Source organism: Brevundimonas sp. LM2 (genome assembly GCF_002002865.1).
Lineage (GTDB): Bacteria > Pseudomonadota > Alphaproteobacteria > Caulobacterales > Caulobacteraceae > Brevundimonas.
The window spans coordinates 2,350,184-2,372,055 of record NZ_CP019508.1 but is presented as its reverse complement, the minus strand read 5'-3'; the positions used below and the strand labels follow the sequence as shown (position 1 = coordinate 2,372,055).

The window sequence follows — 21,872 nt, the reverse complement described above, 5'->3', positions numbered from 1 at the left end:
CGGCCAATCTGTCGAAGCCTTAACTTGGCCATAGCCGCGTCCGCCCTTAGGAGGGGTCTGCAACAGGGGATGGTGTGATGCCGGGACGGGAACTCTATGCGGCGGCGCCCAGCCACCAGCGCCGGACGTGGTCGGTCGCGGCCGTGATTCTGGCGCTGGTCTTCGTCGTCGTGGGCCAGCTCGCCGCCTTCCTGCCGATGCAGCTGACGCAGTTCCTGCCGCCGGATCAGAACCACTGGCCGACCCTGGCCTATATCCTGTTCGTGGCCTTCGGTCTGAGCGCGGTCCTGACCCTGGCCTGGGTCGTGCTGTTCGAACGGCGGCGGCTGGCGAATATCGGCCTGAACGGCGATGCCGGGCGACGTTTCGGTCGCGGCTTCGGCATCGGCCTGGCCTATCTGGCGGGCGTGGTCTGCATCATCTGGGCGACCGGGGCCTATCAGGTCGAGTCCGCCGGCATCTTCCAGACCGGCCTGTCGGCGGCGGTGCTGACCCCGCTGGTGGTTCTGCTGTTCGGCTTCATCGTCCAGGGCTCGACGGAGGAGATCGTCTTCCGGGGCTGGCTGATGGGCATCATCGCCTCACGCCACGGCCTGGTGATCGCCCTGACGGTGTCCAGCCTGCTGTTCGGCCTGGCCCACGGCGGCAATATCGCGCCGTCGCCGGAGCTGGCTCTGGCCCTGGTCAACATCGCCCTGTTCGGGCTGTTCATCGGCCTCTACGCGGCGCGCGAGGGCTCGATCTGGGGCGTCTGCGGCTGGCACGCGGCCTGGAACTGGCTGCTGGGCACCGGTTTCGGGCTCGAGGTCTCGGGCGAGGTGGTCAATGTCACGCCGTCGATCGTCGACCTGCAGGCCGTCGACGGCAGCGCCTGGTGGCTGACCGGCGGGGCGTTCGGGCCGGAGGGCAGCGTCGTGGTCACGGCCGTCCTGTTGATCAGCGCGGTCGTGCTGATCGTTCGCGGCGGGTTCGCGCGCCAGGGCGGGCTGGCGCCGGCCTGACCCGCCTATCAGTGAGGCTGGATCAGGCGCGCGCCTTCTTGCGCTCCGGCTTGATCTTGACCGTTTCGGCGGTCAGGACCGCGACCCGTGCCTTGCGGCGGGTCTCGTGCCGGTCGAGCACCTCCTTCAGGTAGCGGCCGGTCCAGCTGGCGTCATTGGCCGCGACCTGTTCCGGCGTGCCCACGGCGACGATCTCCCCGCCGCCGTCGCCGCCCTCGGGCCCGAAGTCCAGCAGGTAGTCGGCGACCTTGATCACATCCAGATTGTGCTCGATCACCACGATGGTGTTGCCCGCCTCGACCAGCTCCTGAAGCACCTCCAGCAGCTTGCGCGTGTCCTCAAAATGCAGGCCGGTGGTCGGCTCGTCGAGGATGTAGAGGGTCTTGCCTGTAGCCCGCTTCGACAGCTCCTTGGACAGCTTCACCCGCTGGGCCTCGCCGCCCGACAGGGTCGTCGCCGACTGGCCGACCTTGACGTAGTCCAGACCGACGCGGGTCAGGGTCAGCATCTTGTCGCGGATCGGCGGCACGGCCTTGAAGAAATGCCCGGCCTCCTCGACCGTCATATCCAGAACGTCGGATATGCTCTTGCCCTTGAAGACGATTTCCAGCGTCTCCCGGTTGTAGCGCCTGCCCTTGCAGACGTCGCAGGTGACGTAGACGTCCGGCAGGAAATGCATCTCGATCTTGATCAGGCCGTCGCCCTGACAGGCCTCGCAGCGGCCGCCCTTGACGTTGAAGCTGAACCGGCCGGGGCCGTAGCCGCGGGCCTTGGACTCGGGCAGGCCGGCGTACCAGTCGCGGATCGGTCCGAAGGCTCCGGTATAGGTGGCCGGGTTCGAACGCGGCGTGCGGCCGATCGGCGACTGGTCGATGTCGATGACCTTGTCGAAATGCTCCAGCCCCTCGATCCGGTCGAGGGCGGCGGGGGCGTCGGAGGCATTGTGCAGGCGGCGCGCGGCGGCCTTGTACAGGGTCTCGATCGTGAAGGTCGACTTGCCGCCGCCCGACACGCCGGTGACGCAGGTGAACAGGCCGACGGGGATCTCGCCGGTGACGTTCTTCAGATTGTTGCCGGTGGCTCCGCTGATCTTCAGCGTCTTCTTGCGGTTGATCGGGCGGCGGCCCTCGGGCGGCAGCTCGATCTCGCGCTCGCCGGTCAGGTACTTCCCGGTCAGGGACTTGGGATTGGCCATGACCTCGGCCGGGGTGCCCTCGGCGCAGATCTGGCCGCCGTGGACGCCGGCGGCCGGGCCCATGTCGATGACGTAGTCCGCGGTCATGATCGCCTCCTCGTCATGCTCGACGACGAGGACCGAGTTGCCGAGGTCGCGCAGCCCGCGCAGGCTTTCCAGCAGGCGGGTGTTGTCGCGCTGGTGCAGGCCGATCGACGGCTCGTCCAATACGTACAGCACGCCAGTCAGGCCCGAGCCGATTTGGGAGGCCAGGCGGATCCGCTGGCTCTCGCCGCCCGACAGGGTGCCCGACGACCGGGACAGGCTGAGATAGTCCAGCCCGACGTTGTTCAGGAACCGCAGACGGTCGGTGATCTCCTTCAGGATGCGGCGGCCGATCTCCAGCTGTTTGTCGGTCAGGCGGTCGGACAGGGTGGTGAACCACAGATAGGCCTTGGAGATCGACAGCCAGCTGATCTCGGCGATGTCGGCCCCGTCGATCTTGACGGCCAGGGCCTCGGGCTTAAGCCGCTTGCCGCCGCACGCCTCGCATGGGGTCTCGGACTGGAACCGGCCCAGCTCCTCGCGGACCCAGGCGCTGTCGGTCTCGCGCCAGCGGCGGTCGAGGTTGGGGATGACCCCCTCGAACGGCTTGGAGACCTCGTATTTGCGGGCGTTGTCGTCATAGACGAACTTGATCTTCTCGCTGCCGGTGCCCTGCAGGATGACCTTGCGGGCCAGGTCCGGCAGCTCGCGCCACGGCTTGTCCATCGAGAAGCCGTAGTGCTGGGCCAGGGCCTGCAGCGTCTGGGTGTAGAGGGGCGAGGGGCCCCGCGACCAAGGGGCGACGGCCCCCTTGTGCAGGGTCTTGTCCCGGTCGGGGATGACCAGATCGGCGTCGAACGTCAGCTTCAGGCCCAGGCCGTCGCAGGTCGGGCATGCCCCGAAGGGATTGTTGAAGCTGAACAGCCGGGGCTCGATCTCGCTGATCGTGAAGCCCGAGACCGGGCAGGCGAATTTCTCGGAGAACAGCAGCCGGCGCGGCTCCTCGCCCTCGGCGGCCGTTGCCCATTCCGCCACGGCGATGCCGTCGGCCAGGTTCAGGGCCGTCTGGATGGAGTCGGCATAGCGGGCCTCCAGACCCCCTTTGGTGACGATCCGGTCCACGACGATGTCGATGTCGTGCTTGAACTTCTTGTCCAGCGTCGGCGCGTCCTCGATGGCGTAGAACTCGCCGTCGATCTTGAGCCGCTGGAAGCCCGAGCGCTGCCACTCGGCGATCTCCTTCTTGTACTCGCCTTTCCGGCCGCGAATGACGGGCGCCAGCAGCAGCAGGCGCTCGCCGTCCGGCAGGGCGATGAGCTTGTCGACCATCTGGGAGACGGTCTGGCTTTCGATCGGCAGGCCGGTCGCCGGGGAATAGGGGACGCCCACCCTCGCCCAGAGCAGGCGCATATAGTCGTTGATCTCGGTCACCGTGCCGACGGTGGAACGCGGGTTCTTGGACGTCGTCTTCTGTTCGATGGAGATGGCCGGCGACAGGCCCTCGATCAGGTCGACGTCGGGCTTGCCCATCAGCTCCAGGAACTGGCGGGCATAGGCGCTGAGGCTCTCGACATAGCGCCGCTGGCCCTCGGCATAGATGGTGTCGAAGGCGAGCGAGGATTTACCCGACCCCGACAGACCGGTCATGACGACCAGCTGCTCGCGCGGGATGTCGACGTCCACGCCCTTGAGGTTGTGCTCGCGCGCGCCGCGCACGCGGATGAAGTTGTGCTTTTCGGTCATGTGTTCCGGAAACGCGGGAAGGCCGGACAGGTGTCCGGTGCAACATCGCTATATGGGCATTGATCCCGATGATTCAGCAAGAACAATGTGGGAACATTGAGGCTGCTGTCAGTCTGGGGACTCCGGCAGGCCCGCGGCAGACCCTGTCAGCCCCAGCCCACCACTTCGCCGAGGCGACGCGCGGGATCGTTGGCGGCCGGCAGGGTGCGCGGCTCGATCTCGGCCTTGCCGAACAGCCAGCCCTGGCCGAAATCGACGCCCAGATCGCGCAGAATGTCGGCGGTGGCCTGGGTCTCGATCATCTCGGCGATCGTCCCCAGTTTGAGGGAGGCGCAAAGCTCGACCAGATGACCGATCATGGTGCGGGCGCGCGGGTCGGTCTCCAGCCGCTTCATGAACCGGCCGTCGATCTTGACCGCATCGACCGACAGGCCGCGCAGGTAGTCGTAGCTCGCGGATCCCGCGCCGAAATCGTCGATACAGACCTTGATCCCAGCCGCTCGCAGGACGCCCAATCGGCGGTTGGCGGCGTCGACGTCGGCCAGGGCGGCCGATTCGGTGACCTCGACGATCAGGCGGCGGCGCTCCTCGGGGCGGGCGGCCGTCATCTGCAGGACCGATTGCACATAGCGATCGTCCGCGAGCGAGCTGCCGGACACGTTGATGGCGAACTTCAGCAGGCCGGATCCCTTGCGGCGCAGGTGGCCCAGGGCCTTTTCCGCCACGGCGATGTCGAAACTGTCGATCAGGGCCAGTTCCTCGGCCATGCGGATCGTGTCGGTCGGCCCGTTGGTGCCCCGGAAGCGGGCCAGGGCCTCGAAATGGTGGACGGCCTTGGTCTTCAGATCGACGATCGGCTGGTAGTGCAGGTCGAAGCCGCGCTCCCGGACCATGACGCGGAAGGCGTCGGCATTCCGGATGGTGCGCGACAGGGCGGCCGAGAAGGTCAGTTCGGGCCGCTCGAGGCCGCCGTCCTTCAGACAGGTCTCGATCGCGAAACGCAGCGCCCGCAGGGTGTTGCGGGACCCGCCGCCCAGCTCGATATCGACCTCGGACGAGCGGACGCCCAGTTCCAGACCCTCGCTCAGGCCGAGCTCGCGGACCTCGCCGGCCAGGTCGTTGTTGATGGATCGGTCGCGCAGCATGGCGAACCGTTCGGTGCCCAGCTGGCCGGTGCTGTTGCCCTCTATCGAGGCGGCCTGAAGCGCGGCCTGAACGCGCGCGTTCAGCCGCTCACCGGCTTCACCCAGCGCCTCGGCGGCCTGGAGGCCGAGGATGTCGACGAAGGCGACGGCCAGGCCATCGGGCGCTCCCGGGGCGGTCAGGACATTCCTGGCGCGATCCAGGAAGGCCGCCGGGCTCAGCGCCGCGCGGGCTTCGGGATCGTGCAGGCGGTAGGCAGGGCCTTCCCAATTGACCGACGCGGAAAGGTTGGGGGCCAGATCGGGGAGGGCGAACAGCCGGACCGAGGCGCGCCGGACGCGTCCTGTGCCGGCCGCGAAGAGGACCTCGATCGCCGGCGAGCGGGATCCCGGCGTCATGCCGGTCACCACCGACTCGATCGCCTTGGCGCTGGCCTTGCCCACCCCGGCGAACAGCGATGTGCCGACGAGGCTCTCGACGGGAAGCTCCGACACAGGGCCCGAGCCCAGGGCGAAGACCACGGTCCCGCGCGGCGTCAGCTCGACCAGCAGGTCGGACGCGGCGAAGGCAAAACCCAGCAGGCGCTTGTGGGACGTCATGATCCGACCCTAGGCCTTAGCTCTTAAGCTTCGCCTCAGACGTATCGTTAACGACGCTGTGATGTCCCGATCCCAAGCCCCTCGAGCCGGCGGAGGCGCGGCACCGATCAGGCCTTGCGGTTCAGCGTGACGGCGCGGCCGTCGCCGGCCGCCGCCCGACCGGAGGCCCCATAGCCCGTGCCCATCGCCCGTGCGCCGGCGACCTCCTGGGCAATGGTGCGCACCAGGCCTTCGGAGATGGTGCGCGCCGCCTCGACGGTGCGGGCATGGACCGCCAGCACCGCCTCGAAGGCCTCGGTGGCCTTGATCAGGCCCATGCGGTCGCTGGGCGGGGCCGCCGACAGCAGGCCGGGGTTCATCTTCAACTGAGTCGATTCACGGCGATACAGATTGGCCAGATCCTGCGTCTCGGCGAGGCCGGCGGCCACGTCCTGCGGCCGGTGCGCCGCGAAGGCCTGGGTCTCGGCTTCCAGGCGACCGGTCAGACGGACCGTCAGCGCGGTCAGGCGGTGCAGGTGGGCGGAGGCGGTGACGGTGTCATAGGTCATGCGCCGGCTCCGACCGACTGCTCGGCCTGCATGCGGACCATCTCGGCGACGACGGTGTCGGCCAGGCCGATGCCGCCGGCCTTGACCGTCTGCTTGGCCATGGCGTCGATCATGAAGCTGCGCCAGGTCCCCTCGGCCTCTCCGCCGCCGAACGGGCCGTCGGTCGAAAGGCCCTCGAACATCGGCTTGATCATCTGGGCCAGGAAGGAGGCCTCGAACGCCTCGGCCGTCTCCCGCATGCGGGCGGCATTGGCCCCGGGGGCCGTGGGGGCGGGGGCCAGCAGATCGGCGGAAACGGTCAGGTCGCTCATCACAGCACCTCGATTTCGGCCTGCAGCGCGCCCGCCGCCTTGATGGCCTGGAGAATGGAGATCATGTCGCGCGGCGAGACGCCGAGGGCGTTCAGGCCGGCGACCAGGGTCGATAGCGACGTCGCCCCGTTGACCAGCCGGATCTCGCGGCCCAGCTCTTCCTCGACGGTCACGTCGCTCTGGGGAACCACCACGGTCTGGCCCTGGGCGAAGGGGTTGGGCTGGCTTACCACCGGGCTTTCCTGCACCGAGATGGTCAGATTGCCCTGGGCGATCGCGACGGTGGAGATGCGGACGTTCTCGCCCATGACGATGACGCCGTTGACCTCGTCGATGATCACGCGGGCAGGGGTGTCGACGGCGACGGGCATGTTCTCGACCCGGCTGATGAAGGCCGCCATGCCCAGCTGGGTCGGGGCGCGCAGGGCGACGACCGAGCCGTTCTCGGCCAGGGCGGTGGAGGGAAAGCTGGCATTGATTGCGGCCGCGACGCGTTGTGCCGTGGTGAAGTCCGGATTGCGCAGCGTCAGCCGCACTTCCGGCAGGCTGTCGAGATTGAAGCCGGTCTCGCGCTCCACCGTCGCGCCCGAGGCGATGCGGCCGGCGGTCGGCACGCCGCGCGTGACCGACGACCCCGACCCGCCGGAGCCGGAGACGGCCCCCGTCTGGACCGAGCCCTGGGCCACCGCATAGACGTTGCCGTCCGCGCCCTGCAGGCTGGTGACCAGCAGCGTGCCGCCCAGCAGGCTCTTGGCGTCGCACAGGCTGGACACGGAGACATCGACCCGCGCGCCCGGCGTGGCGAAGGGGGGCAGGTCGGCCGTCACCATGATGGCGGCCAGGTTCTTGGAGTTGGCGTTGGCGCCGCGGATATTGACGCCCAGACGCTCGGTCATCCCTTCCAGCGACTGGCGGGTAAAGGGGCAGTTGCGCAGGGAGTCGCCGGTGCCGGCCAGACCGACGACCAGGCCATAACCGACCAGCTGGTTGGTGCGCACGCCCTCGATCGAGGCGATGTCCTTGATCCGCGACTGCGCCGCGGCCGGACCGGCGACGGCGACGGCCAGGGCCACCGGGGCGAGGAGGGCGGTCAGCAACTTCTGCATCGATCGGTCTTTCGGCGGTCGTATTCGGAGGTCTCGATGCGAAGATCATGCCGAAGGAAATGTTCAAGGATTACAGTGCGGGCTCGGTCGTGACGGCCGGCCTCCCGGCAAATCCTGCCGCGCCGTTAACTAAACGGTGACGCTCCTCTGACGAAGGTCGCTCATGCGTCGGAGTCCCCAGTCATGAAGGTCAACGGCCCCTCGGGCTCCAGCCCCATCGTCGGGCAGCGCGTCGCCCGGGACAGCGGCGGCTTTTCCGTCTCGAAGGGCGAGGCGGCACCGTCCACGGCCTCCAATCAGGCCGTCTCATCGACCTCCAGCGTCAGCGACGTTTCGGCCTTGATGGCCCTGCAAGGCGTCGAGACCGCGACCGAGCGGCGGCGGCGGGCCGTACGCCGTGGCGCCGGTCTGCTCGACCGACTGGACGAGCTGAAGCTGGCCCTGTTGTCCGGAGAGGCCGGCGAGGGCGCGCTGGAACGAATGGCGCGCGGCCTGCGCGAAGAGCGTCCGGACGATCCCGACGAGACCCTGACCGGACTCCTGCAGCAGATCGATCTGCGGGCGGCGGTGGAGCTGGCCAAGGCCGAAGTCCGCCGCACTGCAGCATAAACCCCGGAAAATCCGCCCGAATTCGCGTTTTAGGCGGTCGGGTGAGGAAGAATTGTCACGCTCGACACGCGATGCGAGCTTTACGGCGATCACGGACGCGCGATGGGTGTTGCCGCGACTCTCGCCCCTGCCTATAGGCCGTCTTGCGCCATGGGGGGCGTTGTTGTGAGCGTGAGTGCGATGACCGCATTGGCCTCTGTTCCATCGGACGAGCCGACCGGCTACCGGCCGTCGGACGATGAGCCGTTCATGAATGAACGGCAGCTCGCCTATTTCAAACACAAGCTGATGGCCTGGCGGGATGACATCCTGCGCGAGTCCAAGGGCACGGTCGTCAATCTGAAGGCCGAGACGGAGAACCACCCCGACCTGGTGGATCGCGCCTCGTCCGAATCGGATCGGGCGCTGGAGCTCCGGACCCGGGACCGACAGCGCAAGCTGATCTCCAAGATCGAAGACGCCATCCGTCGGATCGAGGACGGATCCTATGGCTATTGCGAGGACACCGGCGAGCCGATCGGCCTGGGCCGCCTCGAGGCCCGGCCCACCGCGACCCTGTCGGTCGAGGCCCAGGAACGCCACGAGCGCCGCGAGCGGGTGCATAGGGACGATTGAGTACGGTTTCCTTCTCCCCTTGCGGGAGAAGGTGGCTGAGCGAAGCGAAGTCGGATGAGGGGTGACTCTCGGTGCCGCAGATGAGCGACTCCGTCTGAACCCCGGCAGGGTGAGTCACCCCTCACCCGATCGCGCAAGGACGCCGGCTCCGCCGCCGTCCGCGATCTCCCTCTCCCGCAAGGGGAGAGGGAAGGTTCCGCACTACTCCGGAATATCCGCGAAGCTGGAGCCGTAGCGGCCATCCCGGGCCAGGTTGCCGAAGCGGGTCGTGTCGGCGTCGAAGCTGAGCTTGACGATGCCGATCGGGCCGTGGCGCTGCTTTCCGATCACGACCTCGGCCTGGTGCTGCAGGATGTCCATGTCCTCCTGCCATTTCAGATGCTCTTCCGTGCCCTCGCGCGGTTCGGTGCGGCCCAGGTAGTAGCTCTCGCGATAGACGAACATCACGCAGTCGGCGTCCTGCTCGATCGAGCCGGACTCGCGCAGGTCGGAGAGCTGGGGCCGCTTGTCCTCGCGGTTCTCGACCTGACGCGACAGCTGCGACAGGGCGATGATCGGCACGTTCAGCTCCTTGGCCAGGGCCTTGAGGCCGCCGGTGATCTCCGACACCTCCTGCACCCGGTTCTTGTTGCCGTTGCCCTCGCCGACGGTGATCAGCTGCAGGTAGTCGACGATGATCAGGTCCAGGCCCTGTTCCATCCGCTTCAGCCGGCGCGCGCGGGCGGCGAGCTTTGAAATGGCTAGGCCGCCGGTGGCGTCGATGTAGAGCGGGCTCTCGCCGATCTCGATGGCGGAGTCGCGCACCTTGCCGAAGTCCGAGGCATCGATCTCGCCCTTCCTCAGCCGGTCGGACGACACGCCCGACGCATCGGCCAGGATCCGCATGGCCAGCTGTTCGGCGCTCATTTCCAGCGAGAAGAAGGCCACGACCCCGCCGCTGACCGTCTTGCGGCCGTCCGGCGTCGGCTCCCAGCGATAGTTGCGGGCCACGTTGAAGGCGATGTTGGTGGCCAGGGCCGTCTTGCCCATCGAGGGGCGGCCGGCGAGGATCAGCAGGTCGGAGGGGTAGAGGCCGCCCAGCTTCTGGTCGAGGTCGTCCAGATGGGTCGCCAGACCCGCCAGCTTGCCGTCGCGCTGATAGGCCTCGCCGGCCATCTGCACGGCCCCGGCCAGGGCGGTCGAGAAGCTGACGAAGCCGGAGGAGGGGGCCCCGGTCTCGGCCAGGGAATACAGGGTCAGCTCGGCCTGTTCGATCTGTTCGATCGCGGGCGTTTCGGGGTCCGGGGCGTCCTTGATGATCTCACCGCCGATGCGGATCAGATCGCGGCGCAGGGCCAGGTCGTAGACCACGCGGGCATAGTCGGGCGCATTGGCTCCCGGCGGGGCCCGGTCCATCAGGTCGGCCAGATAGCGCAGGCCGCCGAACTCGGCGAAGGCCGGATCCTGTTTGAACCGCTCCATCAGGATGGTGGGTTCGGCCAACATGCCCTGGCGGATATGGTCCTCGATCGCGTCGTACAGCCGCTGATGGAAGGGCTCGTAGAAATGCGAGCCGCGCAGCCGGTCCGACAGGCGTTCGAAGATCGCGTTGTCGAACATCAGCGCGCCCAGCAAGGCCTGCTCGGCCTCGAGGTTGTGCGGCAGAGACGGCAGGGCGACGGAGTCGGCGAAGGGCGTGAAGGCGTTCATCGTCTTAACGCATACGCGTGGCAGCGCTGCGCAACATGCCTGGATGCGCCCGTCGCCGGGGATCGAATTGGACCACCTGTGGACCGCTGGAAAATCCCTAGACGGATCAGTTCGGGCTACGCTTCAGCCAGGCTCGAAGACAGAGTGTCCGTCCCGATCGGCTCAGGCGGGGCAGGGATAGCGGCTGGCCAGCCAGGCGCGGATGCCGTCGGGTACGGACATCCGCTGACGGCGCTCCTGCGGGATGGCGTTGAGGAAGCCCAGCAACTGCTCAGGACTGAGGCTGATCCGTTCGGGCGGGCAGGCCGGGGGCGTTCGTCCGGCGGCGCGGGCGGAGTCGATATCGCCGCGAACGGCACGGAACGCGCGCTCGACCTCGCCCTTGAGGCGGTGTGCGCTGGGGCGGAACGCCGCCGACGCATTGAGGGGGATGCGGTTGGCCTCGGCGACGAAGCCGTCGAGGGTGCGGGGCGCTTGAGCGGCGAGGGGGCTGGCCGTGACCAGAATGCCCATGGCGACCAGGGTCGATGCGAGTTTCTTCATCCAAGTTCTCCGAGGCCACCGCGCACCCTAGCAATCGGATCAGGCCCAAGCTTGGCTGAACAATGGATGAACGGTGCCCCTGCATCGCAGAGGCGCGGCGCACGCGCCCTGTTCGTCTTCAGCGCCCATGGCCGGTTCAAGGTCGGCAAACGCGAAGACGGCGCGGGGATCGCTCCCCGCGCCGCTGCGTCTATTCGGTCATCGCCGAACTAGAAGTCGTAGCTCAGCCTGACGTAGCCATAGCGACCGTTGAAGCCGTAGGGCGAATAGTAGGGGAAGCCGAGAACCCCGTTGCTGTTCAAGGCGGCGGGCGTCGCGTCCGGATATTCGTCGAACACGTTGTCGACGCCGATGGCCAGGGCGGCCTGGTCCGTGAACTGGTACCGGCCCTCCACGTCGATCAGGGTGTTGGTCCCGGTCGAATAGTCGGCGGCGGCGGTCGAGCCGGGCTGGGTCACATCGCCATAGTAGGTGGCGCGGATTGTGCCGCCCAGTCGATCGCGGGTCCAGTCGGCCGAGGCTGTGACCTTGGTGTCGGGCGTGCCCTGCTGGATCGTCTCGACCCGCGTGCGGGCGAACAGGGTCGGCACGGGGCTCAGCACGGACGAGGAGGTCGGCACCGCCTTGACCTCGACGTCGTTGAAGTTCGCCGCGACGGTGAAGTCGAAATCGCCTGCGGTCTCGGTCGCCCAGCGATAGCGGCCGACGACGTCGATCCCCTGAGTCGACGTCTCGACCCCATTGAGGAAGAAGCGCGCGGCCTGGATGCCCTGGGGGTCCAGCAGGGAGGCGACCTGGGGGCTGAAGCTGCGGTTGATCAGCTCGGACAGGACGATCTGATCCTGGATGTCGATCTGATAGGCGTCGACGGTCAGGTCGAACCCGCCGAAGCGGAGCACCGTGCCGATCGAATAGTTGGTCGAGGTCTCGGGCTCCAGCGCGCGGGCGCCCAGGACCTGGGCGACGGGACTGGTGGCGGGGAAGGTGCCGGTCTCGACCACCTGACCGTTCTGGATCACCGACGAGGTCGATGTGAAGAACGACTGCTGAAGCGAGGGGGCACGGAAGCCGGTGGAAAGCGAGCCGCGCAGGGCGACGCTGGGCGTGAAATCATACCGGGCCGACAGCTTGCCGGTCTGGGCGTCGCCGAAGTCGGAATAGTCCTCTACCCGCAGGGCGGCCTCGACGGTCAGCTTGTCGGTGAAGGGGATTTCGATGTCCGCATACAGGCCGACGGCCTCGCGATCCTGGTCCACCGCATTCGAGGGCTGCAGGCCGAAGAAGCCCTGGGCCCCGCCGGCCAGGGCGGGGTTCGATCCCAGCGGGCCGCGGTTGTAGCTTTCGGGCTGACCCGGCGTGATCTCATAGGTTTCGCGGCGCGCCTCCAGCCCGGCGGCGAGATTGATCGGGCCCGACAGGCCCACCTCGAACTGGCGGGTGAAGTCGGCGCCGAAGACCAGCTGGTCATAGATCAGCTCGCCGGAGTCGAAATCGGTCAGGGACGCCGCGCCGTAGGTGGCGTTCAGCGAGTTCTCGGTGGTGAACTCGATCGCGTTGCGGCCATAGACCAGGTTGAAGTCCGCGTTCCAGCCGCCGATGTCGCCGCGCACGCCCGTGCCGCCCGACAGATCCGTGCTGTGCACCCCGATGATCGGCAGGAAGCCGTTCGGGTAGATGGCCGGGACGTTGTTCGCATTGTTGGCCAGGCGCGGGAAGGCGGCGGCCTGCGTCTCGCGGTCCTGATAGCCGGCCCAGCCATAGGCCTCCCAGCCCGCCGACAGCGGCAGGCCGGCATTGGCGAAGACCGTCCACTGATCGACCTCGGGGTCGCCGAGGCGGGCGGTCACGGCATTGGGCGTGACCCGCGGATCGAGGTCGGAACGATTGGTCGGGTCGCGCTGCAGGTATTCGCCCGACACCGTCAGGAACCCTTCGTCGCCCAGGGCGAAGCCCTGCCAGAGGGACCCGGTGACGGTCTGACCGTCCTCTTCGTCGCGGCTGCCGCGGGCCGTGTCGACGCTGGTGAAATACTGGCCGTAGGTGACGCTGGCCCCGCCCCCGTCGCGGGCCTCGCGCAGCCGCAGATTGATCACCCCGGCGATGGCGTCCGAACCGTATTGAGCCGAGGCCCCGTCGCGCAGCACCTCGACCTGGGACAGGGCCGCGGTCGGAATGGTGTTCAGATCGACGGCGGCGGACCCGCGTCCGACCGAGCCGTTGACGTTGACCAGGGCCGAAGCGTGCCGGCGGGTGGAGTTGACCAGCACCAGGGTCTGGTCCGGGGACAGGCCGCGCAGGGTCGCCGGGCGGATCGCATCCGTGCCGTCGGTCGCCGAGGGGCGCTGGAAGGTCAGGGACGGAATGGACTGGGCCAGGGCGGCCGCGAATTCGGTCGTGCCCCGATTGCGCAGGGTCTCGGCCGAGACGACGTCGACGGGGGCCAGGGTGTCGAGACGCGACCGGGGCTGCACCCGCGTGCCGGTGACGACGATCTCCTCCAGCCGGTCATCCTGATTGGCCGTCGCGGGGCTGGTCTGGGCGTGAGCGGCACCGGTGGACAGTGCGAGCGCGGAGACGGCGGCCGCCAGGGCGGCGCGGTTCGCGGTCGAGGGTCGGATCATCAGGATGGCCTCAAGTCTGCCCCCCATGGGGCGGGCCCGGCATATCGCGCCCCGCCGCAGCGGCTTCAACGCCACGCGCGGCGATGATTTCTCGGTGCGTCCTTTAGAAAAACTATGGGTTACGGCCAGCAAAAAGGGCGCGCCCTGCGGACGCGCCCCTTCGGCAGTCTCAGGTCGGTGATCAGGCTTCGGAGCCGAGACCGTCCTGCTGGCCCGCGCCGCCGGCCACCATGTCGCGCGCCTGTTCGGCGGCGGCATTGCGGTCTTCGTCGTAGGCGGACTTGATGACGTCCTCGCCCTTGGCCTGACGCTCGGCTTCGTCGGCCGAACGCGCGATGTTGATCTTGACCGTGGCGGTGACCTCGGCGTGCAGGCGAACCAGCACTTCGTGGACACCCAGGGTCTTGATCGCGGTGTTCAGCACGACCTGCGAACGCTCGACCTTGCCGCCGTCGGCCTGGACGGCCTCGGCGACGTCACGGCCGGAGACCGAACCGTACAGCTGTCCGGTTTCGCCCGCCTGGCGGATCATGACGTAGGACTGACCGTCGATCTTGTCGGCGATCTTCTGGCTCTCGCCCTTGTTCTTCTCGTTGCGCGCCTCGATGGCGACGCGGTCGAGTTCGAACTTCTCGAGGTTCTTGGACGTGGCCCGCAGCGCCTTTTCACGGGGCAGCAGGAAGTTGCGCGCGAAGCCATCCTTGACGGTGACGACGTCGCCGATGGCGCCGAGGTTCTCGACGCGTTCGAGCAGAACGACCTTCATCTTATTTCACCACATAGGGCAGGAGGGCCAGATAGCGGGCGCGCTTGATGGCCTTGGCCAGTTCGCGTTGCTTGATCTGGGACACGGCGGTGATGCGCGAGGGCACGATCTTGCCGCGTTCGGAAATGTAGCGCTGCAGCAGCTTGACGTCCTTGTAGTCGATCTTCGGCGCGCCTTCGCCCGAGAACGGGCAGACCTTGCGACGACGATTGAACGGACGACGGCCGGAGCCGGCGCCGACGGGCATGCCGGGGGTGGAGGCGGCGTTGGAGGTGGTATCGGTCATGGGTTCAAATCCTCCTTACGCGGCCACTTCGGCGTCGTCGCGAGGGGTCCGTTCGCGATCGCGTTCACGCTCGCGCTCACGACGGGCCAGCAGCGGCGACAGCTCCAGGTCGAGCTCCTCGACGCGAACGGTCAGCCAGCGCAGCACGTCCTCGTTGATGCCGAGCTGACGCTCGACTTCGGCCATGGCGGGCGGCGGGCAGTCGATGGCCAGCAGGGAATAGTGCGCCTTGCGGTTCTTCTTGACCCGATAGGTCAGGTTGCGCAGGCCCCAGTACTCGATCTTGGCGACGGAACCGCCGCCGGCCACGATCAGGTCCTTGATGGTGTCGTTGAGGGCTTCGGCCTGTTGCGCGCTGATATCCTGGCGCGACATGACCGTGTGCTCGTAAAGAGCCATAGTGCAGTCTCCCTTGGAGGGCCTCGGCGCAGACGGACCGGGTAAGTCCGCACCACGATGGATCCTGCAGCGGCGGCCGGGATGACTTCCCGAACCCTTTGGTGTTCCGCGACAGGACCGAAGCCCTGGAAAGCGGGGGCGTATAGGGGAAAAGGGGGTGGGAGGCAACCGCAAAGGGCCATGCTTGCCCGCGCTGGCCAACCGGCTTACCCCTCCGCGCTTCTGACAATCATCACGGACCGGCCATGACACTCGCGCTTCTCTTCCCCGGACAGGGTAGTCAGGCGGTCGGCATGGGGGCGGCGCTGGCCGAGGCCTTCGGGTCGGCGCGCGAGGTGTTCGCCGAGATCGACCAGGCGCTGGGGCAGGATCTGTCCGGCCTGATGCGCGACGGACCCGAGGATCAACTGACCCTGACCGAGAATGCCCAGCCCGCCCTGATGGCCGTGTCGCTGGCGGTGATGCGGGTGCTGGAGAAGGAGTTCGGCGTCGGGGTGGATCGCGCCGGTTTCGTCGCTGGCCATTCGCTGGGCGAATATTCGGCCCTGGCCGCCGCCGGGGCGCTGTCGATCGCGGACACGGCCCGGCTGCTGAAGCTGCGCGGTCAGGCCATGCAGCGTGCCGTTCCGGTGGGCCACGGGGCGATGGCCTCGCTGATCGGGCCGAAGACGGATCTGGCCCTGGCGGAAGCCGCCGCCGCCGCCGGCTCCGAAATCGGGGTCTGCGTCGTGGCCAACGACAACAACAACGGCAATGTCGTCATCTCGGGCGACAAGGCCGCCGTGGATCGTGCCATCGAGAAGGCCAAGGAATTGGGCGCGCGGGCCATCCCGCTCAACGTCTCGGCGCCCTTCCACTGCCCGCTGATGCAGCCGGCCGCCGACGAGATGGCCGCGGCCCTGGCGGCGGCCAAGCTGAACGCGCCGTCGGTCTCGGTGGTCGCCAATGTCACCGCCCGGCCTGAGACCGACGCCGACACGATCCGCCGCCTGCTGGTCGACCAGGTGACGGGCCGCGTGCGCTGGCGCGAGAGCATGATGTGGATGGCGGGAGAGGGTGGTGTGACCCGCTTCGTCGAGATCGGCTCTGGCAAGGTGCTGACCGGCATGGCCAAACGGATCGCGCCGGATGCCGAGAGCCTGTCCCTGAACACGCCCGAGGACATCGAGGCTTTCGCGAAGTCGCTGGCCCAGTAAGGAGACACTCATGTTCGATCTGACCGGAAAGACCGCCCTCGTCACCGGAGCCACGGGCGGCATCGGCGGGGCCATCGCCCGGGCCCTGTATGCCCAAGGCGCCACCGTCGTCCTGTCCGGCACGCGCGAGGCGGTGCTGGCGGATCTGACCAAGGACCTAGGCGACCGGGCCCATTTCGCCACGGCCAACCTGTCGGACCCGGCCTCGGTCGATGCCCTGGTCGGGGTGGCGGAGGAGGTCGCGGGGGCGGGTCTGGACATCCTGGTGGCCAATGCCGGGATCACCAAGGACGGCCTGCTGCTGCGGATGAAGGACGAGGATTTCCAATCCGTCCTCACCGTCAACCTGGAGAGCTATTTCCGCCTGTCGCGCGCCGCGATGAAGGGGATGATGAAGCGTCGCTCGGGCCGGATCATCGGCGTCACCTCGGTGGTCGGGGTCACCGGCAACGGCGGCCAGACCAACTATGCGGCGTCCAAGGCCGGGATGATCGGCTTCTCCAAGTCCCTGGCCCAGGAGGTCGGGTCGCGCGGGATCACGGTCAACTGCATCGCGCCGGGCTTCATTACCTCGCCCATGACCGACGTGCTGAACGAGCAGCAGCGCGAGGGCATCCTGCGCAACATTCCGGCCGGCCGGCTGGGCACGGGCGACGAGATCGCGGCCGCCGCCGTCTATCTTTCGTCCGACGAAGCGGCTTACGTGACGGGCCAGACGCTTCATGTGAACGGCGGCATGGCGATGATCTGATCGCCCGGGGAACGCCATGATGATCGCCCTCCGCTACCTCGCCACCGTCCTGTCGGGCCCGCTGCTGCTGATCGGCGTCATCTGGGTGCTGCAGGGGCTCAACATCCTGCCGGGCAGCTTCATGACCGGCCAGATCATCTGGGCGATCTACGGGGCCCCGATGGCGGTGGCCGGCGGCGCGCTGCTGTGGTGGGTCAATCGTCGCCGGCGATAACGTCCCGTTACGCCCTATTTCCTCCGTCCGAGGCTGTGCTAAAGGCACGGCAACCGGTTGGTACAACGAGGCGTTGCCTCTTGCGCAATCGGGGCCGTCGTGAGACGGCAGACCAAGATTACAACGCCGCCCCGGGCGGCCCTAGAAGGCAGAGACACCCATGTCCGATACCCTGGAACGCGTCCGCAAGATCGTCATCGACCACCTGGACGCCGATCCGGACAAGGTCACCGAAAAGGCCAGCTTCATCGACGACCTGGGCGCTGATTCGCTCGACAACGTCGAACTGGTCATGGCCTTCGAGGAAGAGTTCGACATCGAGATCCCGGATGACGCCGCCGAGCACATCCAGACCGTCGGCGACGCGGTCAAGTTCATCGACGAGAAGACCGCGGCCTAACCGCCTTACGTCGAACGGCAGTCATGGCCGCCCGGCCCTCCTAGCGGAGAGGCCCGGCGGCCATTACTGTTTCTGAATCAGGAATCTGCTGGAGCGGGGGAAAGCATGCGCCGTGTCGTCGTCACCGGTCTCGGCCTCGTCACCCCTCTGGGCACCGGCGTCGAGCACAGCTGGAAAGGCATCGTCGAGGGCCGGTCGGGCATCCGTCCGATCACCGCCTTCGACACCGAAGGCTTCGGCTGCACCATCGCCGGCGAGGTGCCGAGCGTCGACGGTCGCGGCGGCGGCGGGCCCGATGTGCCCGGCAGCTTCGATCCCGACGTGATCATGTCGCCCAAGGAACGCAAGCGCGTCGACGACTTCATCCTGTTCGGCATCGCCGCCGCGGACGAGGCCCTGAACGATGCCGACTGGCACCCCCAGAGCGACGAGGACAAGGAACGCACCGGCGTCATCATGGGCGCCGGGATCGGCGGCCTGGGCCCGATCTCAGAGGCTTCCACGATCCTGAATGAGTCCGGTCCTCGCCGGATCAGCCCCTTCTTCATTCCCTCCGCCCTGATCAACCTGGCCAGCGGCCAGATCTCGATCCGGCACCAGCTGAAGGGCCCGAACCACGCGGTGGTCACGGCCTGCGCCTCGGGCGTCCACGCCATCGGCGACGCGGCCCGGATGATCGCCTTCGACGACGCCGACGTGATGGTGGCGGGCGGGGCCGAGAGCACCATCGTCCCCCTGGGCATCGCCGGCTTCCTGGCCTGCAAGGCGCTGTGCACCGCCTACAACGAAACGCCCGAAAAGGCCTCGCGACCCTACGACCGGGGCCATGCCGGCTTCATCATGGGCGAGGGCGCGGGCGTCCTGGTGCTGGAAGAGTACGAACACGCCAAGGCGCGCGGGGCCAGGATCTATGCCGAGGTCATCGGCTACGGCATGAGCGGCGACGCCTTCCACATCACCGCCCCGTCCGAGGACGGCGACGGGGCCTATCGCGCCATGAAGGCGGCGGTGAAGCGGGCGGGGATCGCCGTCACCGACATCGACTACGTCAACGCCCACGGCACCTCCACGATGGCCGACTGGATCGAGCTGCGGGCCGTCGAGCGGCTGGTGGGCGACCACGCCAAGAACCTGGCCATGTCCTCGACCAAATCGATGACGGGCCACCTGCTGGGAGCGGCCGGGGCCATCGAGGCCGTGTTCAGCATCCTGGCCATCCGCGACCAGATCGCCCCGCCGACCATCAACCTCGACGACCCGGAACACGAAACCGCCATCGACCTCGTGCCACACAAGGGCAAACCGATGGAGATCGACGTGGTCATGTCCAACAGCTTTGGCTTCGGCGGCACCAACGCCTCCGTGATCTTCCGCAAGGTCGCCTGAGATGCAGTTCCGCCGGGGGGCACGGGTACCAGGCACCAGGAAGTCGGGGTTGGTCACGGCGGCGCTGGCCGCCTCGGCCACCGTCAGCCTGTTTCTGATCGCCGGCCTGGCCTGGGCCTGGAGCGTGTATTACGCGCCGGGACCGTCGGCGCGAAGCGGAGACTCGACCGTCGTCACCCTGCCGTCGGGCTCGGGAGTCTCGGCCATCGCGGCGACCCTGAAGAGCGCCGGCGTGATCCGATCGGTCGATATGTTCAGGGCGGCGGCGACCCTGACCGGCGCGGACCGGCGGCTGCGCGCGGGCGAATACCAGGTCCCGACCCGGGCCTCGCTGAAGACCGTTCTGGCACTGCTGACCGACGGCCGCGTGGTCCGGCATTTCGTCACCATTCCCGAGGGCTGGTCCTCGGCCCAGGCCGTGGACATCCTGAACGCCGAGCCGGTCCTGACCGGCACGATCGCGGAGGTCCCCGACGAAGGGACCTTGTGGCCCGAGACCTATGAGGTCGCGCGGGGCGAGACGCGGGCGGCGGTGATCGCGCGGATGCAGCGGGCCGCGTCCGAGAACCTGGCTAAACTCTGGGCCCAGCGCGGCCCGACGACGGTGGTGCGGACGCCGGAGGAGGCCCTGATCCTGGCGTCCATCGTCGAGAAGGAGACCGGCATCGGAGCCGAACGGCCGCGCGTCGCCGCCGTCTTCTCGAACCGGATCCGCGTCGGGATGCGGCTGGAGAGCGACCCGACCATCATCTACGGCATCACCAAGGGCCGGCCCCTGGGGCGGGGCATCCGCCGGTCCGAGCTGGAACGCGACACCGGCTACAACACCTATCTGATCGACGGCCTGCCGCCGACGCCGATCGCCAATCCGGGCCGGCAGGCCCTGGCCGCCGTGCTGAACCCGCCGCGGTCGCAGGACCTGTTCTTCGTCGCCGACGGCACAGGCGGCCACGTCTTCGCCGAAACCTATGACCAGCATCTGGCCAATGTGGCGCGCTGGCGTGCGATCGAGGCCGGCCAGCCCGGGCCGCCCCCGGCCGAGACCCTCCCGCCCGGCACGGCACCGGTCACGCCGCCGCCGGTCACCGGCGAGGCCGTCATCACCATGCAGGCCCCGGGCACCCTGACCCCCTCGCGTCCGACGGCTTCGCCGCCGTCGGCCCCCACCGCCGCCGCGGCCCCGGCCGATGCCACATGAGCGGGCTGTCGGGGATGACCGGCTTCGGCCGGGCCGACGGCGCGCTGGACGGCTGGACCTGGTCGGTCGAGGCGCGATCGGTCAACGGACGCAATCTGGAAGTCCGTTTTCGCGGACCGAACGGGTTCGACAATCTCGAGCGGCTGGCCAAGGCCGCGACCCAGGCGCGCCTGAGCCGGGGTCAGGTCACGCTGGGGGTCAACGCCCGCCGCGCCGAGGGCGACGTCGCCACCCTGAAGGTCAATGAGGCTGTGCTGGCCCGCTATCTGGCGCTGGCCAATCAGCTGGCGGAAGAGGGGGCAACTCCGCCGTCCGCCGATGGCCTGCTGGGCCTGAAGGGGGTGATCGAGAGCGATGAGGCGGTCGATGACGCCGAGGCCCGGGCCGCCGTCGAGGTCGCCATGGCGGGCACCATCGAGCAGGCGCTCGACGCGCTCAAACTGTCCCGTGAGCGGGAAGGGGCGCAGCTGCGGCCGGTCATCGCCGACTTCGTCCACCGCATCGAGACGCTGATCGCATCGGCCGAAACCGAGGCCGTTGCCCAGACCGAGGCCGTGCGCGACCGTTTCGCCCGCCGCATGGCCGAGCTGGCCCCCACCCTTACCGAGACTGGCGCGCCGGGCCTGGCCGACCGTATCGTGCTGGAGGCCGCCGCCCTGGCGACCAAGGCCGATGTGCGGGAGGAGCTGGATCGGCTGACGGCCCACGTCGCCTCCGCCCGCACCCTGCTGGACCAGCCCCCCGCCGGTCGCAAGCTGGACTTCCTGATGCAGGAGTTCATGCGCGAGGCGAACACCCTCTGCTCAAAATCCGCGACGACCGCCCTCACCACCACGGGTCTCGACCTGAAGGCGGTGATCGAACAGCTTCGAGAACAGGTACAGAATGTCGAATGACCGCACCCCGCGTCGGGGCGTCCTGCTGATCGTGGCCAGCCCGTCCGGGGCCGGCAAGACCAGCCTCTGCCGGCGGCTGATGGCCGACCATGCCGGGCTGGAGCTTTCGGTCTCCATGACGACGCGGGGGATCCGGCCGGGCGAGGTGGCGGACCGGGACTACCATTTCGTCTCGCCGGAGGAATTCCAGCAGGGCATAGACGCCGACGCCTTCCTGGAATGGGCCGACGTCCACGGCAACCGCTATGGCAGTCCCCGCGCGCCGGTCGACAAGGCCCTGTCCGAGGGACGCGACGTGCTGTTCGACATCGACTGGCAGGGCGCGCGTCAGATCGCTGAGAAATGCCCGGGCGACGCCGTCCGGGTCTTCATCCTGCCGCCCAGCCTGGAGGAACTGCGCCGCCGTCTGGTGACCCGGTCGCAGGACGCCGACGACGTGATCGAGCGGCGCATCCGGAACGCCAAGGGCGAGATCGAGCACTGCGGCGAGTTCGACTATGTCTTCGTCAACGACGATTTCGACCGGTCCTATTCCGAGCTGGCCCACATCTACCACGCCGAGCGCAGCCGCCGGTTCCGCAACACCTGGGTCGACGCCTATCGGACGGGTCTGCTGTCGGAGGCCGTCTGAGC

Annotated in this window: 22 protein-coding genes; 11 read left to right on the top strand and 11 right to left on the bottom strand. The window is 68.2% G+C overall.

What is annotated here, in order from left to right:
- Positions 1-77 precede the first annotated feature (77 nt).
- Positions 78-1,001, top strand: a complete 924-nt coding sequence (locus BZG35_RS11725; RefSeq protein ID WP_077355813.1) for a CPBP family intramembrane glutamic endopeptidase — start codon at positions 78-80, stop codon at positions 999-1,001.
- 22 nt (positions 1,002-1,023) lie between these two features.
- Here the strand turns inward: BZG35_RS11725 and uvrA are convergent, their stop codons facing one another.
- The 5 genes from uvrA to BZG35_RS11700 form a co-directional block, all read right to left on the bottom strand.
- Entirely contained in the window at positions 1,024-3,963 is a 2,940-nt protein-coding gene (gene uvrA / locus BZG35_RS11720) for an excinuclease ABC subunit UvrA (protein ID WP_077355812.1), read from the bottom strand.
- Between the two features lie 146 nt (positions 3,964-4,109).
- On the bottom strand, positions 4,110-5,705 hold the full coding sequence (locus tag BZG35_RS11715; RefSeq protein ID WP_077355811.1) for an EAL domain-containing protein: 1,596 nt from the start codon (positions 5,703-5,705) through the stop codon (positions 4,110-4,112).
- Between the two features lie 107 nt (positions 5,706-5,812).
- Positions 5,813-6,253 carry a flagellar basal-body protein FlbY gene (locus tag BZG35_RS11710; RefSeq protein ID WP_077355810.1) on the bottom strand — a complete coding sequence of 147 codons (441 nt, stop codon included), beginning with the start codon at positions 6,251-6,253 and terminating at the stop codon, positions 5,813-5,815.
- Positions 6,250-6,564, bottom strand: a complete 315-nt coding sequence (locus BZG35_RS11705; protein WP_077355809.1) for a rod-binding protein — start codon at positions 6,562-6,564, stop codon at positions 6,250-6,252. Before BZG35_RS11705 ends, BZG35_RS11710 begins: the two co-directional genes overlap by 4 nt.
- Positions 6,564-7,670: a flagellar basal body P-ring protein FlgI gene (locus tag BZG35_RS11700; protein WP_077355808.1), complete on the bottom strand. Its 1,107-nt coding sequence runs from the start codon at positions 7,668-7,670 to the stop codon at positions 6,564-6,566. Before BZG35_RS11700 ends, BZG35_RS11705 begins: the two co-directional genes overlap by 1 nt.
- A 183-nt stretch (positions 7,671-7,853) precedes the next feature.
- On the opposite strand from BZG35_RS11700, the gene BZG35_RS11695 reads away from it, so the two are divergent.
- Together BZG35_RS11695 and dksA are read left to right on the top strand one after the other, a co-directional pair.
- The gene (locus tag BZG35_RS11695) at positions 7,854-8,279 is read left to right on the top strand and encodes a flagellar assembly protein FliX (RefSeq protein ID WP_077355807.1); all 426 of its coding nucleotides are present in this window, start codon (positions 7,854-7,856) and stop codon (positions 8,277-8,279) included.
- Positions 8,280-8,459: 180 nt separating this feature from the next.
- Positions 8,460-8,894, top strand: a complete 435-nt coding sequence (gene dksA / locus BZG35_RS11690; protein ID WP_077355806.1) for an RNA polymerase-binding protein DksA — start codon at positions 8,460-8,462, stop codon at positions 8,892-8,894.
- A gap of 201 nt (positions 8,895-9,095) precedes the next feature.
- On the opposite strand, the gene BZG35_RS11685 is transcribed toward dksA, so the two are convergent.
- The 6 genes from BZG35_RS11685 to rpsF all read right to left on the bottom strand — a co-directional run bounded on the left by BZG35_RS11685 (position 9,096) and on the right by rpsF (position 15,198).
- Positions 9,096-10,583, bottom strand: coding sequence for a replicative DNA helicase (locus BZG35_RS11685; RefSeq protein WP_077355805.1), 1,488 nt, complete (start codon positions 10,581-10,583; stop codon positions 9,096-9,098).
- A 162-nt stretch (positions 10,584-10,745) separates the two neighbouring features.
- Positions 10,746-11,126, bottom strand: a complete 381-nt coding sequence (locus BZG35_RS11680) for a hypothetical protein (protein WP_077355804.1) — start codon at positions 11,124-11,126, stop codon at positions 10,746-10,748.
- 209 nt (positions 11,127-11,335) lie between these two features.
- The gene (locus tag BZG35_RS11675; protein ID WP_077358090.1) at positions 11,336-13,747 is read right to left on the bottom strand and encodes a TonB-dependent siderophore receptor; all 2,412 of its coding nucleotides are present in this window, start codon (positions 13,745-13,747) and stop codon (positions 11,336-11,338) included.
- 181 nt (positions 13,748-13,928) lie between these two features.
- The gene (gene rplI, locus BZG35_RS11670; RefSeq protein ID WP_077355803.1) at positions 13,929-14,513 is read right to left on the bottom strand and encodes a 50S ribosomal protein L9; all 585 of its coding nucleotides are present in this window, start codon (positions 14,511-14,513) and stop codon (positions 13,929-13,931) included.
- A gap of 1 nt (position 14,514) precedes the next feature.
- Entirely contained in the window at positions 14,515-14,799 is a 285-nt protein-coding gene (gene rpsR, locus BZG35_RS11665) for a 30S ribosomal protein S18 (RefSeq protein ID WP_077355802.1), read from the bottom strand.
- Positions 14,800-14,814: 15 nt separating this feature from the next.
- Entirely contained in the window at positions 14,815-15,198 is a 384-nt protein-coding gene (gene rpsF, locus BZG35_RS11660; protein WP_077355801.1) for a 30S ribosomal protein S6, read from the bottom strand.
- A gap of 245 nt (positions 15,199-15,443) precedes the next feature.
- Between rpsF and fabD the strand changes: the two genes are divergently transcribed.
- The 8 genes from fabD to gmk all read left to right on the top strand — a co-directional run bounded on the left by fabD (position 15,444) and on the right by gmk (position 21,870).
- A complete protein-coding gene (fabD, locus tag BZG35_RS11655; RefSeq protein ID WP_077355800.1) occupies positions 15,444-16,394 on the top strand; it encodes an ACP S-malonyltransferase in 951 nt (316 codons plus the stop codon).
- 10 nt (positions 16,395-16,404) lie between these two features.
- Positions 16,405-17,145, top strand: a complete 741-nt coding sequence (fabG, locus tag BZG35_RS11650; RefSeq protein WP_077355799.1) for a 3-oxoacyl-[acyl-carrier-protein] reductase — start codon at positions 16,405-16,407, stop codon at positions 17,143-17,145.
- A gap of 16 nt (positions 17,146-17,161) precedes the next feature.
- Positions 17,162-17,359 (top strand): hypothetical protein, encoded by a 198-nt coding sequence (locus tag BZG35_RS11645; RefSeq protein WP_216351848.1) that lies wholly within the window; start codon positions 17,162-17,164, stop codon positions 17,357-17,359.
- Between the two features lie 160 nt (positions 17,360-17,519).
- Positions 17,520-17,759 carry an acyl carrier protein gene (locus tag BZG35_RS11640; protein ID WP_013270001.1) on the top strand — a complete coding sequence of 80 codons (240 nt, stop codon included), beginning with the start codon at positions 17,520-17,522 and terminating at the stop codon, positions 17,757-17,759.
- Between the two features lie 105 nt (positions 17,760-17,864).
- Positions 17,865-19,145, top strand: coding sequence for a beta-ketoacyl-ACP synthase II (gene fabF, locus BZG35_RS11635; RefSeq protein WP_077355798.1), 1,281 nt, complete (start codon positions 17,865-17,867; stop codon positions 19,143-19,145).
- Between the two features lies 1 nt (position 19,146).
- A complete protein-coding gene (mltG, locus tag BZG35_RS11630) occupies positions 19,147-20,343 on the top strand; it encodes an endolytic transglycosylase MltG (protein WP_077355797.1) in 1,197 nt (398 codons plus the stop codon).
- A complete protein-coding gene (locus BZG35_RS11625; RefSeq protein ID WP_077355796.1) occupies positions 20,340-21,239 on the top strand; it encodes a YicC/YloC family endoribonuclease in 900 nt (299 codons plus the stop codon). Before mltG ends, BZG35_RS11625 begins: the two co-directional genes overlap by 4 nt.
- Positions 21,229-21,870 carry a guanylate kinase gene (gmk, locus tag BZG35_RS11620; protein WP_077355795.1) on the top strand — a complete coding sequence of 214 codons (642 nt, stop codon included), beginning with the start codon at positions 21,229-21,231 and terminating at the stop codon, positions 21,868-21,870. The genes BZG35_RS11625 and gmk overlap by 11 nt, the downstream gene beginning before the upstream one ends.
- The last annotated feature ends 2 nt before the right edge of the window (positions 21,871-21,872 follow it).

What these genes read in the sequence shown, in the direction of transcription:
- BZG35_RS11725 (WP_077355813.1), top strand. Translation starts at nt 78, where the DNA reads ATGCCGGGACGGGAACTCTATGCGGCGGCGCCCAGCCACCAGCGCCGG.
- uvrA (WP_077355812.1), bottom strand. Translation starts at nt 3,963, where the DNA reads ATGACCGAAAAGCACAACTTCATCCGCGTGCGCGGCGCGCGCGAGCAC.
- BZG35_RS11715 (WP_077355811.1), bottom strand. Translation starts at nt 5,705, where the DNA reads ATGACGTCCCACAAGCGCCTGCTGGGTTTTGCCTTCGCCGCGTCCGAC.
- BZG35_RS11710 (WP_077355810.1), bottom strand. Translation starts at nt 6,253, where the DNA reads ATGACCTATGACACCGTCACCGCCTCCGCCCACCTGCACCGCCTGACC.
- BZG35_RS11705 (WP_077355809.1), bottom strand. Translation starts at nt 6,564, where the DNA reads ATGAGCGACCTGACCGTTTCCGCCGATCTGCTGGCCCCCGCCCCCACG.
- BZG35_RS11700 (WP_077355808.1), bottom strand. Translation starts at nt 7,670, where the DNA reads ATGCAGAAGTTGCTGACCGCCCTCCTCGCCCCGGTGGCCCTGGCCGTC.
- BZG35_RS11695 (WP_077355807.1), top strand. Translation starts at nt 7,854, where the DNA reads ATGAAGGTCAACGGCCCCTCGGGCTCCAGCCCCATCGTCGGGCAGCGC.
- dksA (WP_077355806.1), top strand. Translation starts at nt 8,460, where the DNA reads ATGACCGCATTGGCCTCTGTTCCATCGGACGAGCCGACCGGCTACCGG.
- BZG35_RS11685 (WP_077355805.1), bottom strand. Translation starts at nt 10,583, where the DNA reads ATGAACGCCTTCACGCCCTTCGCCGACTCCGTCGCCCTGCCGTCTCTG.
- BZG35_RS11680 (WP_077355804.1), bottom strand. Translation starts at nt 11,126, where the DNA reads ATGAAGAAACTCGCATCGACCCTGGTCGCCATGGGCATTCTGGTCACG.
- BZG35_RS11675 (WP_077358090.1), bottom strand. Translation starts at nt 13,747, where the DNA reads ATGATCCGACCCTCGACCGCGAACCGCGCCGCCCTGGCGGCCGCCGTC.
- rplI (WP_077355803.1), bottom strand. Translation starts at nt 14,513, where the DNA reads ATGAAGGTCGTTCTGCTCGAACGCGTCGAGAACCTCGGCGCCATCGGC.
- rpsR (WP_077355802.1), bottom strand. Translation starts at nt 14,799, where the DNA reads ATGACCGATACCACCTCCAACGCCGCCTCCACCCCCGGCATGCCCGTC.
- rpsF (WP_077355801.1), bottom strand. Translation starts at nt 15,198, where the DNA reads ATGGCTCTTTACGAGCACACGGTCATGTCGCGCCAGGATATCAGCGCG.
- fabD (WP_077355800.1), top strand. Translation starts at nt 15,444, where the DNA reads ATGACACTCGCGCTTCTCTTCCCCGGACAGGGTAGTCAGGCGGTCGGC.
- fabG (WP_077355799.1), top strand. Translation starts at nt 16,405, where the DNA reads ATGTTCGATCTGACCGGAAAGACCGCCCTCGTCACCGGAGCCACGGGC.
- BZG35_RS11645 (WP_216351848.1), top strand. Translation starts at nt 17,162, where the DNA reads ATGATGATCGCCCTCCGCTACCTCGCCACCGTCCTGTCGGGCCCGCTG.
- BZG35_RS11640 (WP_013270001.1), top strand. Translation starts at nt 17,520, where the DNA reads ATGTCCGATACCCTGGAACGCGTCCGCAAGATCGTCATCGACCACCTG.
- fabF (WP_077355798.1), top strand. Translation starts at nt 17,865, where the DNA reads ATGCGCCGTGTCGTCGTCACCGGTCTCGGCCTCGTCACCCCTCTGGGC.
- mltG (WP_077355797.1), top strand. Translation starts at nt 19,147, where the DNA reads ATGCAGTTCCGCCGGGGGGCACGGGTACCAGGCACCAGGAAGTCGGGG.
- BZG35_RS11625 (WP_077355796.1), top strand. Translation starts at nt 20,340, where the DNA reads ATGAGCGGGCTGTCGGGGATGACCGGCTTCGGCCGGGCCGACGGCGCG.
- gmk (WP_077355795.1), top strand. Translation starts at nt 21,229, where the DNA reads ATGTCGAATGACCGCACCCCGCGTCGGGGCGTCCTGCTGATCGTGGCC.